At 63.9% G+C, this 16076-nt stretch carries 14 protein-coding genes and 1 pseudogene; 5 read left to right on the top strand and 10 right to left on the bottom strand.

The annotated features are described in order from the left end of the window. The first annotated feature begins 170 nt into the window (after window positions 1-170). The gene (locus AACH55_RS15890; RefSeq protein WP_338715641.1) at window positions 171-1469 is read left to right on the top strand and encodes an MFS transporter; all 1299 of its coding nucleotides are present in this window, start codon (window positions 171-173) and stop codon (window positions 1467-1469) included. A 15-nt stretch (window positions 1470-1484) separates the two neighbouring features. Here the strand turns inward: AACH55_RS15890 and AACH55_RS15895 are convergent, their stop codons facing one another. The 10 genes and pseudogenes from AACH55_RS15895 to msrP all read right to left on the bottom strand — a co-directional run bounded on the left by AACH55_RS15895 (window position 1485) and on the right by msrP (window position 12551). Continuing rightward, on the bottom strand, window positions 1485-1820 hold the full coding sequence (locus tag AACH55_RS15895) for a helix-turn-helix transcriptional regulator (protein WP_338715642.1): 336 nt from the start codon (window positions 1818-1820) through the stop codon (window positions 1485-1487). A 109-nt stretch (window positions 1821-1929) separates the two neighbouring features. Further along, a complete protein-coding gene (locus AACH55_RS15900) occupies window positions 1930-2334 on the bottom strand; it encodes a helix-turn-helix transcriptional regulator (protein ID WP_338715643.1) in 405 nt (134 codons plus the stop codon). Window positions 2335-2336: 2 nt separating this feature from the next. Then, on the bottom strand, window positions 2337-2729 hold the full coding sequence (locus tag AACH55_RS15905) for a hypothetical protein (protein ID WP_338715644.1): 393 nt from the start codon (window positions 2727-2729) through the stop codon (window positions 2337-2339). A gap of 9 nt (window positions 2730-2738) precedes the next feature. Then, window positions 2739-3590: a vesicle formation protein gene (locus AACH55_RS15910; RefSeq protein ID WP_338715645.1), complete on the bottom strand. Its 852-nt coding sequence runs from the start codon at window positions 3588-3590 to the stop codon at window positions 2739-2741. Between the two features lie 129 nt (window positions 3591-3719). Beyond that, window positions 3720-7154, bottom strand: a complete 3435-nt coding sequence (locus tag AACH55_RS15915; RefSeq protein ID WP_338715646.1) for an EAL domain-containing protein — start codon at window positions 7152-7154, stop codon at window positions 3720-3722. 63 nt (window positions 7155-7217) lie between these two features. Next, window positions 7218-8543 carry a TolC family protein gene (locus AACH55_RS15920; RefSeq protein WP_338715647.1) on the bottom strand — a complete coding sequence of 442 codons (1326 nt, stop codon included), beginning with the start codon at window positions 8541-8543 and terminating at the stop codon, window positions 7218-7220. 241 nt (window positions 8544-8784) lie between these two features. Then, window positions 8785-10500, bottom strand: coding sequence for a tetratricopeptide repeat protein (locus AACH55_RS15925; protein WP_338715648.1), 1716 nt, complete (start codon window positions 10498-10500; stop codon window positions 8785-8787). A 58-nt stretch (window positions 10501-10558) separates the two neighbouring features. After that, window positions 10559-10840 (bottom strand): annotated as a pseudogene (locus tag AACH55_RS15930) (peptide-methionine (S)-S-oxide reductase); the annotation flags it as partial. 69 nt (window positions 10841-10909) lie between these two features. Continuing rightward, complete coding sequence (locus AACH55_RS15935) at window positions 10910-11566, bottom strand: protein-methionine-sulfoxide reductase heme-binding subunit MsrQ (RefSeq protein ID WP_338715649.1); 657 nt, start codon at window positions 11564-11566, stop codon at window positions 10910-10912. Between the two features lie 16 nt (window positions 11567-11582). Beyond that, the gene (gene msrP / locus AACH55_RS15940; protein ID WP_338715650.1) at window positions 11583-12551 is read right to left on the bottom strand and encodes a protein-methionine-sulfoxide reductase catalytic subunit MsrP; all 969 of its coding nucleotides are present in this window, start codon (window positions 12549-12551) and stop codon (window positions 11583-11585) included. Window positions 12552-12781: 230 nt separating this feature from the next. Between msrP and AACH55_RS15945 the strand changes: the two genes are divergently transcribed. From AACH55_RS15945 to cydP, 4 genes are all read left to right on the top strand, one after another. Then, the gene (locus AACH55_RS15945; RefSeq protein ID WP_338715651.1) at window positions 12782-13453 is read left to right on the top strand and encodes a heavy metal response regulator transcription factor; all 672 of its coding nucleotides are present in this window, start codon (window positions 12782-12784) and stop codon (window positions 13451-13453) included. Then, a complete protein-coding gene (locus AACH55_RS15950; protein WP_338715652.1) occupies window positions 13450-14895 on the top strand; it encodes a heavy metal sensor histidine kinase in 1446 nt (481 codons plus the stop codon). The genes AACH55_RS15945 and AACH55_RS15950 overlap by 4 nt, the downstream gene beginning before the upstream one ends. 340 nt (window positions 14896-15235) lie before the next feature. Continuing rightward, on the top strand, window positions 15236-15808 hold the full coding sequence (locus tag AACH55_RS15955) for a GbsR/MarR family transcriptional regulator (protein WP_338715653.1): 573 nt from the start codon (window positions 15236-15238) through the stop codon (window positions 15806-15808). 5 nt (window positions 15809-15813) lie between these two features. After that, entirely contained in the window at window positions 15814-16074 is a 261-nt protein-coding gene (gene cydP, locus AACH55_RS15960; protein ID WP_044528720.1) for a cytochrome oxidase putative small subunit CydP, read from the top strand. The last annotated feature ends 2 nt before the right edge of the window (window positions 16075-16076 follow it).

Below are 16076 nucleotides of genomic sequence, written 5' to 3' on the forward strand. Positions count from 1 at the left end.
CTCTTGCAGGCCCGCCCTGCCCGACCTGCCGCATTGATCCGGATGCGCCTGCCGGGCGATGGCGACACAATATTGCGCACGCTCATCCGTCTGCGCAGACACAGCGCCCCGCAGCGACATCGGGCGCGATGAACCCGCCGGTTCGCCGGCCGATACGCCAAGGAGTCCCTTTGAGTCAGCCCCCTGTCCGCCCACCCGCCAGCGCCTCCGGCCAGACGGGTTTCACACGCTACCAGACCACCGTGGCAGGTCTGCTGGCCTTCCTCCAATTCGCGGTCATTCTCGACTTCATGCTGATGTCGCCGCTGGGTGCGGTGATCATGCCGGCCATGGCGATCACGCCGCAGCAGTTCGGGCTGGTGGTGTCGGCCTATGCCTTCAGCGCCGGCGCCTCAGGCTTGCTCACGGCCGGCTTCGCCGATCGCTTCGACCGCAAGCGGCTGTTGCTGTTCTTCTACAGCGGCTTCGTGCTGGGCACCGTGTGGTGCGGGCTGGCGCAGAGTTTCGAAAGCCTCCTGGTGGCGCGCATCGCCACCGGGCTCTTCGGCGGCGTGATCGGCTCCATCACCCTGGCCATTGCCACCGACCTGTTTGCACCGCACCTGCGCGGGCGCGTCATGGGGATCATCCAGACTTCCTTCGCGGCCAGCCAGGTGCTCGGCATCCCGATCGGGCTCTACCTGTCCAATACCTGGAACTGGCATGTCCCCTTCCTGGCCATGGCTGGGCTGGGTCTGGTGGGTGGCCTGGTGGTCAGTATCAAGATGCAGCCGGTGGACGGCCACCTCAAGCTCAGGCAGGAACACTCGGCCTGGATGCACCTGTATCACACCATCACCGAGCCGCGCTATCTGGTCGCCTTTGCCACTACGGCCCTGCTGATGACGGGCGGCTTCATGCTCATGCCCTTCAGCAGCGCCTATCTGGTGGGCAACCTCGGCATCAATCTGCACCATCTGCCGACGGTCTATCTGGTGACCGGGATGTGCACCATCGTCTTCGGTCCGCTGATCGGACGCGCCGCCGACAAGGTGGGCAAATTCCGGGTCTTCCTCTTCGGCGCCACGCTCTCCACCATCATGGTGCTGATCTATACGCACCTGGGGCCGGTGACGGTGCCCATGATCGTGTTGATCAATGCGGTGCTGTTCCTGGGGATCTTCTCGCGCATGATCCCGTTCCAGGCGCTGGTGGCCTCCGTGCCCGCCCCGCAGCAGCGTGGCTCCTTCAACGCCATCAGCGCTTCGATCCAGCAGCTCTCTGGTGGCGTGGCCTCGGTCGTGGCCGGCCATATCGTCACGCTCGGTGCGGACGGTCGCCTGCAGCATTTCGATGTGGTCGGTTACGTGATCGTGGGGACCACTCTGCTGGCCTCGCTGCTGGTGTGGCGGCTCAATCGCGATGTACAGGCACGTGCAGCGGCCAGCGCACAGGCCGCCGCCGAACCGGCCGGTGCTGCCGGTCACTGACGCAGCGCTGCACGCTCAGGAGGTAGTGCGAGCGGCATAACTGGCGAGGCTGCGGATGATTTCGCGCCCCTGCAAATCGACGCGGCAATAGTGATCGACCAGTTGCCGCACGTCCGCATCGCTCTCCTGCGGCAGCACTTCGGGTTCGCTGCCGGTGAGCAGCCAGTTGATGTCGACGGCGAATTCGCGATAGAGCTGCAGCAGCAGCTCGCCACCCGGCATGGCCTTGCCGGCTTCCAGCCAGCTGATGTGGCCGGTGGAGGTATGCAGGCGCTGTCCCAGTTCCCGCTGGCTCAGGCCGTGTGCGAGCCGGATCTCCTTGATCCGGCCGCCGATTTCTTCACTGAACATATCCTCTCCTCTGTACGGGCCTGCCCGTGTGTTCTGCCCGCAACCCTGTGAGTCGGACGGCTGCCAGCCACTGCCCACGGCAGTCGCCGGCCAGCCGGGCCCCCTGTCTTCAGCCATTCCTGCTCACCAGGAAACTGGCCACTGCCATCACCAGGGACTTGCCGCGTTCTGTCGCGCGGATGTAATCCCCGATGAGCACCTTGACGTGAAAGCCGTGGCGCGGCGGCAATTCATGCTCCAGCCCCGTCAGCAGCCAGTTGATGTTGACGTCGAACTCGCGGTGCAACGAGCGCAGGAAGCGCCCGCCGGGCATGCTGTGTCCCAGTTCCACGCAACTGATGTAGGCCCCCGAAGTCCCCAGGCGGCTGGCGAAGTCGCGCTGGTTCAGGCCGCTCATCATGCGCGTGGACTTGAGGCGCTCGCCGATGGCCTGCTTGCAGCTGCGCGCGGGTTCGGCCCCGTGCGCGGCGGCAGGCGCGTCTGTCGGCATGGGCAGGTCAGCTGACTCATCCATGCTCAACCTCCGAACGGAAACGTGGAACCATGATGCCATTGCGGTAGCGGCCTGCCTTCCACGTCAGCCACATGCAGTTGCGCGCCGACGCTGGAACCGGACTGGTTCAGGAAGTCGAACTGTTCACTCTGCATGAAGATCTGCTGCAAGGTCAGTACGCCATCACTGAACTCCAGACGCCGGTTGGGGTTCACCAGCGCATCCAGCGCGCCTTCGCGCAGCAAGATCTGGCCACCGCTGCGCAGCACCAGCAAGAGATCGATGCCCAGGCTGCGCACGTCCTTGATCGTTTCGATCGAGATCTTGCGCAGGGCGGTACCGGCTTGCGTGACGTCCAGCGTATAGGTGGTCTTGCCGACCAGGGCTTCCTCAATGGAACTTGCGGCTTCAGACATCGGGCCTCCTCACTCGGTCTTCTGGATGCGGATTTCCAGGCCTTCGGTGCCGCTCTGACGCGCCGCCGGCACCGGTTCGATGCGCTGGCGGATACGCGCGGCCGGCACGCCGATGGACAGCAGGTGATTACGCACCGCCACCACGCGATAGAAGGCCATGCGGTTGGACTCCGACAAGCCCTCCACGGCGGCCGAGGAGATGGTGAAGTTCTGTTCGCGGTTGTTGTTCCAGTCGAAGTGGCTGAGGAAGGTTTCGTTCATGCGCTTGGCTTCATTGGCGTTCAGATCCACGGTCCCCGGACGGAAGCGCACGATCAGCACGCTCGGTCGCAGGGCAAACTGCTCCACGCCCTTGGGCAGGGAGCCGGCGCTGCCGCTGGCATCGACCACGCGGTCCGAAGCGCCGTCCTGGGCCAGATCAGCCTCAGGGGTGGACTTCATGTTGTTGCCGCGTTCCTTCTGGTTGGGCTTCTCGACCTTGGCCAGGCCCGAGGCCTTGAAGCGCTGGTCGCTCTCGCGCAGCTTTTCCTTCAGTTCGGCCACGTCGGCCTTGTAGCGGACCTCGTTGTTATTGAGCGTCTGGCGCATCTGCTCGATCTGCGCGTGCAGTTCCTCGGCACTCGGGCTCACTGGCGTGAGCGCGTTGGGCCCCGGTAAAGCCTTGGCGAAAGGCTTGCCCGGCATTTCCAGTTCGGTGGCCTTGCTGTCCTTGGCCTCGTCGCGGGCGCGCATGGAAAAATACATCACTGCCATGGCCAGGATGGCGATCAAGAGCAACAGGTACATGACCATGTTGACCATGGAATCGACATAACCCGGCCAGAAATTTTGTTCATCGGTCTCTGCGGATGGGGCTGCCATTTTTTTCTCCTTCATCTAGTTTAAAAATTGCGGACGCGGCCCTGCCGGACCGCCCGCTGGCCTGCGCCAACGTATCGGCCGTACTGCGCCGATACGCTTGCAGGTCAACGATCCCGGTTCAACGGGGCATCACACTCCGAAGATCGTGTGGGTGTTATTGGGGTTGTAGGCGACGTTCTGCAGGTACAGGGTGTAACTCGTCGTCCCCGCCCCGGCTCCATCCAGGTCCACCACCAGCTTGGTGGAGCTGGTGTCATAGGCAGAGGCCTTGACGAAGCTATCGAGGTTGCCCTTGTTCACCGTTTTCCCAAATACCTTCACTTTGTCTTGCCCCAACGTGAAGTCGGAGACGGTAGCCACCAGCTTCGAGGAATCGGTGGTACCGAATCCTCCCAGCGTGAGCGTGTCCTTGCCCTGGCCGGTCTGCACCACGGTATTGATGCCGCCGGTGGTGACGGCCAGCTGGATCTGGTCGTCACCGGCACCGCCGCTGATGCTGTCGAGCTTCTGCGGCACCCAGTACCAGCCCAGCGTCTGGTTCTGGAGGATGGTGGTCTGGCCGTTGTTGAGGCCATTGCTGATGTTGGTGGCCGTGATGGTCAGGTCGTGATACATGCCCGGCGCCAGGATGTTGGCCGGCGTGGTCAGCGAGAAGTCACCGGCCTTCACCTCGTCAAACAGGATCACCTTGCCGCCCATGCTCACCGAGATCAGGTAGCTGTCGCCCGAACCTGCACCACCGACGGTGCCGGAGAAGGTCAGGTTCTGGTCCATACCGACCAGGGTCACCGGGCTGGTGGGGGTTTCCGCGATCATGGCGTACTTGGTCGGCGAGGCATTGATGGGCTGGGTATCCGGGGTTTCTCCATTGACGCGCAGATTGCTCAGCACCGGCGCCACCGCCCCGCTGGCCAGCGAGATCCGGATCTCGTTGCCCGCCACCACGTTGCCCGCCGGGTCGCTGAACTTGGGCGTAATCACGTGCTCGCCCGTGGCCAGGCTGCCGGCGACCGTCACCTCCAGGCTTGCCCCAGCGCGGCCGACATCGGCCGCACCCAAGGTGCGGCTGCCCAGCAACTTGCCTCCCTCGTACAGACCAATCATGTCACCGGCGCTGGCCTTGGTGCCGTCATAGCTGACACGGATGGTCGGCAGCGAGTTGGGGTTCTCCGTGGTCACCTGGTATAGCAGGCGCACATTGCCGATGTCATAGTCCATCGTCGAATTCGCTTCATCGAAGGCATAGACGTCGGTATTGATGGTGAAGAAGCCGCTGACGGCATTGAGCAAGAGTTGTTTGCCATCCGGGGACGTGAACGTGAAGTTCTCGCCCTTGACCGCCCCGCCGCCCTGGTGCGCCAGCGTAAATGGGGTACCCAGCCCGAATCCATCGGGGAAGGAGAACACCGTGGTGTACTTGCTGGAGGTGGTGTTGGCATTGCCGGTAATGGACACACCGCCCCATTCGGTATACAGCCCCTTGAGCGAGGACAGGAAGCTGGTCGGCGTCATCCCGGCCGGCAGCAGGCTGGCCAGATTGACACTCTCGCCCGATTGCAGGTTGTGCGGATGGGTGGTGCTCATGATGTCGGGAATCCTCAGCATCTTGTAGCTGATCTGCTTGTCGCTCACCAGCGTGCCCGTGATGCTGCCGGGCACCGTCATGTCCACCAACAGGTTCGCACTGGCATTGCTGCTGTTGCCGGCCTGATCGGTGAGGGTGATGTTGACGCTGCGCTCGCCCGCGCTCGGTGCGGCATTCTGGTATTGGATCGCATTGAGAATGGCACGCGCATCCAGCCCGCTCATGGCTGCGCCCGAGCTCTTGCTGATGGTCAGCACATGCGTGCTGCCATCGTAGCCATAGCTCAAGCCGCCGACGCCACCGATGCTCTTGCCGCTGACGGTTGCCAGGCTGGCGTTGAGGGCCAGCGGCACGTCCAGCACCAGTTTGTCCTTGAACAGGTCCAGTTGCGGGCCGTCCAGCCGCAGGGCAATGCTGCTGATGTCATTGGTCGGCCAGACCGCAATGTCGTGCGCAAACAAGCCTTCACCCGCCGCCGCCCGGGCCGCCGTGAGCGCCTTGCGTGAAGTCGTTTGCAGCGCGACCAGGGTGGCATCGGTGTCCAGCGTGGGGGCATGGGTGTCGAACAGAATGCCCGCCGTCGACAAGTTGCCGGTCTCGCCGCTGCTGGAGACCAGACTGATACTGGCCGTGCGCATACCATCGTGGCTACTGCTGCCCGCCAGCTTGATGGCCTGGAGGACCGACTGCACCTCGCTGCCGCTCCACAGCGCGCCCCCGGCCTTGCTCAGGGTCAGCGTCCGGCTGGCACTGTTGTAGCCATAGCTCAGGCCAGCCACGCCGCCTACCGTCTTGCCGCCGCTCACGGCCCGATCGGTATTGAGCACCAGCGCCGTATCCAGGATCAGGCGATCATTGAGCACATCCAGCCCGGCGCCGCCCAGCGCTACCTTCACCGCAACGACCTGGGTCGAGGCGGGCGCGCCCACGCTGGCATCGAAGGCCACACCGGCCGCCAGACGGGCCGCATCGGTGATGCTCTGGCTGGAGGTGAGCTGTACTGCGGGCGTGCTCGGGTCCAGGTCCACCAACAGGTTGTCACTGCCCACGTTGAGCGTGGCCTGCATGGAGGGGCTGACCAGACCGGCTTCGTCGCGCAGGGTGACGGTGATCACCCGGCTGCCGGCCGTGGGCGTGAGGTTCTGCAGCTTGATGTTTTCCAGCACGGCCTGGACTTCAGCTGCAGTGAAGGTGCCGCCCTTGGCCTTGGTGATGTTCAAGGTGCTGGTGGCCGCAGTGTAGACGTAGCTGAGATCGTCCACGCCGCCCACGGTCTTGCCACTGACTGCTGCCAGGTCGGCATCGAACGCGACCAGGGCGTCCAGCAGCAGACGGTCGTTGACCACATCCAGACCACTGCCACTGAAGACCACATCGATGGCCGAGGCCGTGGTCTTGGCAGGCGGCACCACGTTGGCCACGAAGGCCGTGCCCGAGCGCAATTCACTGCTCGGGGCTTGCCGCTGCACATTGGACTGGATGCCCTCAGTGAGCGCATCCATGTCCAGCAGCGGCGGCGTGGTGGTATCGACCAACACGTTCAGGCTGGCCTTGGAGCTGCTATTGCCGGCCACATCGGTCTGTTCGGCCGTGTAGCTCCAGGCCGTGTCGCGCGCGCCGTGGGTACTGATCACGCTCACACCGGTCAGCGGCGCTTCGTTGTCGCTGACGTCGCCGTTTTGCAGCAGTTCGGCCTGCAGCAGGCCGGCGCTGGTATCGACGGCATGCCGACGCAGCGTCGGCGCCAGGTCAGCGAGGGTCTGTGTGACGACCCGATCAGTGATGGCCTCCAGGTAGCCGTGCCGTTGCGCGTCGGGCAGGAAACGGTCGGGCGCGAGCAAGGCGCCATCCTCGCGCTGCCAGCGCACCAGCGCCTCGGCGCCCACGCAGCTGCCATCAGCCAGGGCCACGATGGGCTGATAGACAACGATGAATTCATTGCGCTGGATGGCGCGCCTGAACTGCGCTTTATTGTTCATGATCTTCTCCGCCACAGTGACATCGCAGCGCCTTTGGTTACGCCCTCCCCGCGCCGATCCCGTTCAGCGCACCTGATCCAGACCGTAGGCCCATAGCTGCAGCTTGCGGCCATTGGCGATGATCATGGCGATGACGTCGGATTTCTGCAGATCGGTCTGCACCACTTCCCGCACGGCATTCATCACGTCCAGCCAGGAACGCCGGCCGGAAAGATACTGGCGGTTGTAGGAGGCCAGCACTTCCTCGGCCGACAGTGCCACCTCTTCCAGATTGCGCGCACGGGCTTCGGCCTGCTGGTACTCGGTGTAGGTGGCGGCGATCTGCGAAATCTGTTCCAGGCGCGCCGCATCCACCGCCAACAGCGCCGCCTGGTAGCGGCCTTGCGCAGCCGATACTTCGGAGCCCAGCGAGAGGCCGGCGCCCAGCTGCATCTGCATGCCGATGAAGGCGCGGTTGGCACTGGGCAGGTGCGGCACGCTGAAGTTGCCGCGCTGGTGTTCCACGCGGGCGTAGACTTCCGGCCAGTAGGCGGCGTTGCGGATCTGGATGGCCGACTCCTGCACCTTGGCATCGGCGCGCAGGCGCATGAGCAGCGGACTGCTCTGGAGCATGCTCTCGGTGAGCATGGGCAGGTCTTCGCTGACCGCTACCCGGGTGACGTCGGCACGCAACTGCTCATCGCTCAGCGGCAGGCCCACCAGCTGTTCCAGTTGCAGGCGCGCCGACTGGCGGCTGGCCTTGGCGGCCAGCAGGTCGGTCAGCGCCTGGTCACGGCGGCCACGCACCAGGGTCACATCCACCCGTGCAGCCGCGCCTTCCTTCTCGCGGCGCTGACTCTGGGCAAGGAAATCCTCCAATGCCTTGAGGTTCTTCTGGTTGGCTTCGCTAGCCAGGTCCGAACGCACCCACAGGCTATATTGCGAGATGACCTGCTCGGCCAGGCGGAAGCGCTGTTCACGCAGCGCCTGCTCGGCCGACTGGTGGTTGTGCCCGGCCTGTTCCAGCTGCGCCGTCAGGCGGCCGCCGGACCACAGCGTCTGCTGCAGACGCAGGGTGACCACGGTGTCGTCGCCGTTGTAGGACACATCGCGCGCATTGGTCATGCCGGCGCGTTCGACCGACACCGAGGGGGTGGGAAAGAATTGCCATCGGGCCGAGGAGATGCTGTCGGCAGCAGCCTCGACGGCGCGCTGGCGCGCCACGGCAGCAGGATTGTTGAAGGCGGCCTGCCTGACCAGTTCACCCAGAGTGATGGCCCCGGCCGGCAGGCTCGGCAGGCCCAGGGAAACTGCCAGCACGGCCGCCAGGCGGGTCCGCCAGCGTGGGCCGGGCAAAGTACAAATCGACTGCGGGCCGCACGCGCCGCCAAGGGGGAGGTTGTCGTTCATCTGCGTTCATTTTCGGTTGATCTCGTCCGGGAAGGGGCGTCGCGCACCAGGCAGGAGAACAGCGTGCGCCAGCATGCGAAGACGGAAGACGAGAATTGACTTTGGATGATCGCGGAAACGACAGAAGGGTCTAATTGTCCGTTGGTGTAGAAAGCTTCATATCAACTCGAAAACATTCGAGAAAACCAGCGAAGATTCATGAAGAACAAGGACAGACGCTGCCAGCAACGTCTGCTGCCTGTCATTGCGGAGAAAAGGACGCCACCGCCAGTGCGGCGCGCAGCAGGGTGATCACCTCGTCCCAGTCACCCGCGCGCTGCTGGCGGAACAGGCGTGCGGACGGATACCAGGGCGAGTCATGGCGCTGCAGGAACCAGCGCCAGTCTGCGGCATAGGGCAAGGCGATCCAGACCGGCAGGCCGAGGGCGCCGGCCAGGTGCGCTGCCGCCGTGTCGACGCTGATGACCAGATCCATGCACGCGAGCGCAGCGGCGGTATCGGCGAAGTCACGGATGCCCTCGCCCAACGCATGCCATTGCCCGCCTGCCTGCTGCAGCCATTGCGCATCCTGCGCCCGCAGATCGGGCTGGATCGCGAAGAAGGACAAGCCGCCACGCGCCTTCTCCAGCTCTGCAAAGCGGGCCAGCGCAATGGAGCGACGGGCATCGTTGACGTTGCCGGGGTTACCGGAACAGACGATGCCCACCCGCAAGCGCCCCGGCGCGCGCGGGGCCAGCGTGGCGATGCGCTGCTCCCACTGCTGCTTCAGGCCGATATGAACATTCAGGTAAGGTACCGGTGCCGGGATGTTGTCCCTGACCGTATTGCACACCAGCGGCAGGCTCATCAGCGGCAGCTGGTAGTCGACTGCGGGCAGTGCGGCGCCGAAGGGCAGCAGCTGGATGCGTGCGGCCACCGGCAAGCCCTGCATCAAGGTGAACAAACTTTCCGGAATCTCGAACACCACCTGCGCCCCGGCCTCGACGATCTGCTGCACGTAGCGGCTGAACTGGATGGTATCGCCCTGCCCCTGCTCGGCCCACAGCAGGATGCGCTTGCCGGCCAGCGAGCTGCCGCCATTCCAGGCCGGAATGGCGGCATGGCGATACGGATCGGCATCGCCCGCTTCCCAACGCCATTCATAGAGCGGCCAGGCTTCTTCCAGGCGCCCCAGCACCAGCAGGGACAGCGCCAGGTTGACGTGGGCATCGGCATCCTTGTCATCCATGCGCAGAGCGCGGCGGAAGCTATCGATGGCTTCTTCGTGGTCGCGCAGGCGCGCCAGCGTGGTGCCGCGGCTGACGTGGGCATCGACCAGATCGGGGTCGAGGATCAGGGCCTGGTCGTAGTAGCGCAACGCCTCCTCATACTCACCGAGGGCGTGTTCGATCAGACCGGCGTCCAGCCAGTATTGGGCCCGCTGATCGAAGCGCAGCAACACCTCACGCAGGCATTGGCGCGCAGCTTCCCACTGGCCGGCGCGCTCATGCAGGCGCGCCTTGCGATGCCAGGTATCGGGCACATCGGGATTGCGCCGCAGCGCCTCCTCCAGCAAGGCCAGCGCCTGGGCATCGTTCTTGCCGGACGGCGACATGCCCAGCAGGGCGGCGGAGGCGGCGACGAAGAATTCAGGGCGTTCATGCCCGGCTTCGATCAGGTCCCGATACAAGAGGAAGGCATCTTCGAAACGCCCCTGTTCGTAGAAAGCGCGTCCCAGACGATAGCGCAGGGCCAGGGCTTCCTCGCTGTCCGGGTCCACCAGCGGCAAGGCCTGCTGCCAGGCCAGGGCGGCTTCCTCGAAGCGTCCCTGCTGGGCCACCACGCTGCCCAGCAGTTGCAGGGCATCCTTGTGGCGAGGCTGTGCCTCCAGCAGGCCAAACAGCAATTGCTCGGCGGCGGCGTAGTCGTCCTGATTGAAATGGTCGAGGGCGAGGCGCAGGGTATCAGTGGCGTTCATGGCAGGCGGGATGAGACAAACCCGGCTATTGTCTCATCCCTGCCGGCCCGGCGCGTCAGGTCCCGGAACTCACCATCGGATAGTTCGCCGTGTCGGATTTGCCACCGGCATAGCCGGACACCGCCTGCAACACGCCCTGCGTATGCTGGAACACCCCTTGCACGCCCCAGAAGCATCCCCCTGCCAACACCACGGTAGCGCTGCTGGCCGTGGAGTTGAGCACGGCCTTGCCGCTGGGCGCAGGAACGGCGACGGCGGCCTCGGCGGCAAACGCGGGGGCGGTACAGGCCAGCGCCAGACAGAGGCTGGCGGCCAAGGCGGCAGGTTTCAGCAGGGACATGGCAAGGCTCCGGAAAAATCCTGAAAATCGGCTCAGACGATCAGTTCAAACAAAAGGGATATGAAGCTTTCAGCGCCGCACGGGCTTTCCCGGCGCGGCCGATGCGCCGCTACGCCGCCACAGCAGGCGCACAGCGAGCAGCACCCCGACCAGCACGGCAAACAGCAGCGGCTGGGCGATCAGGTTCTTGCCGGCCTTGTCCCACCAGTAGTGCAGCACGCCCAGCGGCACGATCACATAGATCAGCCGGTGCAAGGCCTGCCAGCGCTTGCCGCCCAGGCGCCGCACCATGCCGTTGGCACTGGTGATGGCCAGCGGAATCGACAACACCAGCGCCAGCACGCCCACGGTGATGAAGGGGCGCTTGACGATATCCTTCCAGATCTCGCCCAGATCAAAGAAGTGATCGAACCAGACGAAGGTGGTGAAGTGCAGGCACAGATAAAAAAAGGCCATCAGCCCCAGCATGCGCCGCATGCGCACCAGCCAGTTCATCCCCGTGATCTTGCGCAGGGGCGTGACGGCCAGGGTGATGCAGAACAGGTAGAGCGTCCAGTCGCCGGTGCTGTGGGTGATGAATTCCAGCGGATTGGCGCCCAGCCCGCCCGTGGCAGCCAGCACCACCAGCCGCGCCAGCGGGACGAAGGCCAGGGCCAGCAACAGCCACCACAGCACGGTGACGCTGCGGGGCTTGAGATTGCGCAAGGCGGCGGGGGCAAGCGGCATGGGCGGTCCGGTCGAATCAGAAGAACTTGCGCAGGTCCATACCGGTGTACAGGCTGGCCACTTCGTTATAACCGTTGAACATCAGCGTCTTGCGCTTGGGCGTGAAGAAGCCGTCCTCACCGATGCGGCGCTCGGTGGCCTGCGACCAGCGCGGGTGGTCCACGTTCGGGTTGACGTTGGAATAGAAGCCGTATTCCTGCGGCGCATAGAGATTCCACGCGGTCTTGGGCTCGTCCTTGACGAAGCGGATCTTGACGATGGACTTGGCCGACTTGAAGCCGTATTTCCAAGGCACGATGATGCGCACCGGCGCGCCGTTCTGGTTGGGCAGCACTTCGCCGTACATGCCCAGGGTCAGCAGCGTGAGCGGGTGATTGGCCTCGTCCATGCGCAAACCTTCACGATAGGGCCAGTTCAGGATCGGGGTGGACAAGCCCGGCATCTGTTTCTGGTCAGCCAGGGTGACGAATTCTACATAGCGCGCATTTCCGGTGGGTTCGGCCTTCCTGATCAGGGCCGAGAGTGAATAGCCGATCCAGGGAATCACCATCGACCAGCCTTCCACGCAACGCATCCGATAGACGCGCTCTTCCAGCGGGGCCAGCTTGGTCAGGGCATCGAGGTCCAGGGTCATGGGCTTCTTGACTTCGCCTTCGATGTCGATGGTCCAGGGGCTGGTCCTGAGCGAACCGGCATACTTGGCCGGATCGGCCTTGTCGGTGCCGAATTCGTAGTAATTGTTGTAGGTGGTGGCGTCCTTGTAGGCGGTCTGCTTGTCCATGACCGCATAGGCCTTGTTGAGCTGGGCGGGCAGCTTCCGGCCCTGTTGCGCGAAGGCCTGGGGCAGCGCGCCCAGGCCGCCGGCCAGCGCCGTGCCGGCCGCCACGCGCGCCATGAAGCTGCGGCGCGACAGGTAGAGGTCGCGCGGGGTGATCTCGGAGGCGGTCGGAATATCGATCTGGTCGGGACGAATCTTGATCAGCATGGTGCGCTCCAGCGAAAAAAAGGAGAGATGCAAAGCGAAGGCAGGGCATGGACCTTGCCGGATTGACGCCATGGTAAAAGCGCCGCGGTGACACTTGAGTGGCAATCGGATGACAATTTTGTCATGAAGAAAAATCCCTCCATTGCTAGAATCGAGTGCATTTTCAAGCCATTCTCCCCGATCCCGCCTGCCTTTGCAGCGGCACTCCATCCCACACGACTGCTCACAGCATGGCCATTCTGGTAATCGAAGACGACCCCAAGACCGGTGACTACCTGCGCAAAGGCTTGCGCGAATCCGGCTATGCCGTCGACCTCGCCCGCACCGGCAGCGATGGCCTGCACATGGCGCTGGAACAGGATTACGACCTGGTGGTGCTGGACGTGATGCTGCCGGGCCTCGATGGCTGGCAGGTCATGAGCGCGCTGCGCAGCAAGCGCGACCTGCCGGTGCTGTTCCTGACCGCCAAGGACCAGGTGGAAGACCGCATCCGCGGCCTGCAGCTGGGGGCCGACGACTATCTGGTCAAGCCCTTTTCCTTCACCGAGCTGGTGCTGCGCATCCGCACCCTGCTGCGTCGGGGCGTCACCCGTGAAGCGGAAGTCTACGAGATCGCCGATCTGCAGCTGGACCATGTACGCCACAAGGTCACGCGCCAGGGCGTCAACATCGCCCTGACCAACAAGGAATTCATGCTGCTGCATCTGCTGATCAAACGCCAGGGCGAAGCGCTGTCGCGCAGCGTGATCGCTTCGCAGATCTGGGATATGAACTTTGACAGCGACACCAACGTGGTCGACGTCGCCATCAAGCGCCTGCGCGCCAAGATCGACGCGCCCTTCGAGAAGAAACTGATCCACACCGTGCGCAGCGTGGGCTACATGTTTTCGGAAGATCCATGAACGCCGATGCATCTGCCGTGCGCGGCTGGACCCTGACCTCGCGCGTCACCGCCCTGTTTGCACTGATGACCGCGCTGGTGGTGACCGGCCTGGGTTTCTACCTGGACCGCGCCGCCAACGATGCCCTGTCCCAGCGCGCCGACCAGGCGCTGATCGGGCGCGTGGAACACTTCCGCAACCTGATGCACGACCTCTACAACGTCGAGCAGATGGAGCAGCGTCCGGCGCTGTTCGAAAGCATGATGGGCAACGAGCAGGATGTGCGTATCTTCCGCCGCCAAGGTGAAGCCCCCTTCATCCAGAGCAATCCCGACCATCTGCTGCCCCCGCCCATGACACCGCTGCCGGTGGGCAGCCCGGTCAGCGCGGCCAGCCTGCAGACCAGCCATCGTCCCGATGGCGTGCGGGTGCGCTGGGTGTCGGCGCTGGCCGATGTGGGCAAGGGTGGCCAGGGCGGCGACCGGGTGGAAATCGTGGCGGCCTACGTGATGGTGCAGGAAGACCGCATGATGCACAGCTACCGCTGGCGCATCGCCGGCGCGGCCGGGGCGGCGATCCTGCTGACCTCGCTGCTGGGCTTCCTGCTGCTGCGGCGCGGACTGCAGCCGCTGGAGGCGATGAGCCAGCGCGCCGCCCAGATCACCCCGGATCGTCTGTCCACCCGCCTGGAGCAGGACGGCATGCCGGCCGAACTGCGGCGCGTGGCGCTGTCCTTCAATGCCATGCTGGATCGGCTGGAGGCCGGCTACGATCACCTCACGCAGTTCTCGGGCGACCTGGCCCATGAGATCCGCACCCCCATCAATGTGCTGATGGGCCAGAGCCAGGTCGCGCTGGGCCAGCGTCGCAGTCTGGACGAATATGAACAATTGCTCGAATCGAACGTGGAGGAATTGCAGCGCCTCGCCCGCATCGTCGAGAACATCCTGTTCCTGGCCCAGGCCGACCATGCCACGCTGGCCGTGGAGTGCAGCGCGCTGGACCTGCATGAAGAACTGGGCAAGGTGACCGAATACTTCGAAGGCATCGCCGACGAACGCGGCCTGCGCTTCGAACTGCAGGCGCAGGGCAGCTGCCACGCCAACCGCGACATGTGGCGCCGGGCCGTCAGCAACCTGGTCATCAATGCGGTGCGCTATGGCCAGGCCCACAGCATCATCCGCATCCAGGCCGAAGGCGATGCCAGCGGCTGCCGCATCCTGGTGGACAACCGCTGCGAGGGCGTCACGCCCCATGCGATGGCGCGCATGTTCGACCGTTTCTATCGCGGCGATCGCTCGCGCAGCGCCTTCACCGAATCCAACGGCCTGGGGCTGGCCATCGTCAAGGCCATCATGGCCTTGCATGGCGGCACGGCGACGGTGCAATGTCCGCAACCGGGGTGGATCCGCTTCAGCCTGGTGTTCCCTGCCGCGACCGGGACGCAAATGCAGCTGGTTTGATCCGCATCATGTTTCCTGCGAGCCAAAAGCTTCTGCCTGACACAGGAAAGCGTGAAAATACGTTCACGCAGCGCAACATGATGCCGAACAGGGCTGCGTCCTTGTGGAACCGGGAAGTCCGCAAAGACGCGATGTCGTGAGTCAGAAACGGTCCACCGTTCTTCTCCCCTGTCATCCCTCTGAGCCTGCCAACGACCATCGCCTGCGCGAGCGCGCCGGGCGTGCGTCATTCTCATCCGTGATGTCTGTTATCAGCAAATACGTAGGTGCGTAGCATTGCGATGGGTCAAGCATTTGTTTTAAATTTCAGCAATTACTGAAATTTCGAAAGTTTTTTGACATGGAAAACACCGTACTCACGCCCATGATGCAGCGTTTCATCAGCCATTTCGGCGAGATGGGCAGCCGCTGGGGCATCAATCGCACCGTCGGCCAGATCTATGCCTTGCTCTATATCTGCGGGCGCGCGCTCAATGCCGACGAGATTGCCGAGTACCTCAGTTTTTCGCGTTCCAACGTCAGCATGGGACTCAAGGAACTGCAGTCCTGGCGACTGGTGAAACTGCTGCACAAACCCAATGACCGCCGTGAATATTTCGAACCGCCAGGCGACATCTGGGAAATCTTCAAGGTGCTGCTGGAGGAACGCCGCCGCCGCGAGATCGAGCCGACGCTCTCCATGCTGCGCGACGCCCTGCTGGAAGCACCCGGCAACAAGGAAGACAAGGAGGCGCAAAAGCGCATGCGCCAGATGTATGAACTGATTGAGCTCTCCAGTTCCTGGTTCGACGACGTGCAGCGCCTGTCGCCGCAAACGCTGGTATCGCTCATGAAGATGGGTTCCAAGGTCAAGAAGCTGCTGGACGTGCGCGACAAGTTCCGCGTCGTCGGCGGCGCCAGTGAAAAGGAGTAAGCCAGATGCAACTCACACACCCGTCCCGCAAACGGCCGTGGCAATGGCCACGCCTGACCCGGCTGCCGCTGGGGGTGGAAATCACCGTGCTGCTGGTGATCAAGATCGCCCTCATCACGGTGCTGGCCAAGACCTTCTTCGCACATCCCGAAGCCAAGCACATGCAGATGCCGGTGCAAAGCGTGGAGCAGCGCATGCTGTCCTTCACCTCGCCTGCGGCAACCGCACAACACCAAGACCTATCCGCCAAACAACAACCGGAGTAACA

The organism is Herbaspirillum sp. DW155 (genome assembly GCF_037076565.1).
GTDB lineage: Bacteria > Pseudomonadota > Gammaproteobacteria > Burkholderiales > Burkholderiaceae_D > Herbaspirillum.

Excerpts from the sequence above, each read along its gene's own strand:
- AACH55_RS15895 (WP_338715642.1), bottom strand. The coding sequence starts at position 1,820 with ATGTTCAGTGAAGAAATCGGCGGCCGGATCAAGGAGATCCGGCTCGCA.
- msrP (WP_338715650.1), bottom strand. The coding sequence starts at position 12,551 with ATGCTGATCAAGATTCGTCCCGACCAGATCGATATTCCGACCGCCTCC.
- AACH55_RS15935 (WP_338715649.1), bottom strand. The coding sequence starts at position 11,566 with ATGCCGCTTGCCCCCGCCGCCTTGCGCAATCTCAAGCCCCGCAGCGTC.
- AACH55_RS15950 (WP_338715652.1), top strand. The coding sequence starts at position 13,450 with ATGAACGCCGATGCATCTGCCGTGCGCGGCTGGACCCTGACCTCGCGC.
- AACH55_RS15925 (WP_338715648.1), bottom strand. The coding sequence starts at position 10,500 with ATGAACGCCACTGATACCCTGCGCCTCGCCCTCGACCATTTCAATCAG.
- AACH55_RS15900 (WP_338715643.1), bottom strand. The coding sequence starts at position 2,334 with ATGGATGAGTCAGCTGACCTGCCCATGCCGACAGACGCGCCTGCCGCC.
- AACH55_RS15945 (WP_338715651.1), top strand. The coding sequence starts at position 12,782 with ATGGCCATTCTGGTAATCGAAGACGACCCCAAGACCGGTGACTACCTG.
- AACH55_RS15920 (WP_338715647.1), bottom strand. The coding sequence starts at position 8,543 with ATGAACGACAACCTCCCCCTTGGCGGCGCGTGCGGCCCGCAGTCGATT.
- AACH55_RS15910 (WP_338715645.1), bottom strand. The coding sequence starts at position 3,590 with ATGGCAGCCCCATCCGCAGAGACCGATGAACAAAATTTCTGGCCGGGT.
- AACH55_RS15915 (WP_338715646.1), bottom strand. The coding sequence starts at position 7,154 with ATGAACAATAAAGCGCAGTTCAGGCGCGCCATCCAGCGCAATGAATTC.
- cydP (WP_044528720.1), top strand. The coding sequence starts at position 15,814 with ATGCAACTCACACACCCGTCCCGCAAACGGCCGTGGCAATGGCCACGC.
- AACH55_RS15905 (WP_338715644.1), bottom strand. The coding sequence starts at position 2,729 with ATGTCTGAAGCCGCAAGTTCCATTGAGGAAGCCCTGGTCGGCAAGACC.
- AACH55_RS15955 (WP_338715653.1), top strand. The coding sequence starts at position 15,236 with ATGGAAAACACCGTACTCACGCCCATGATGCAGCGTTTCATCAGCCAT.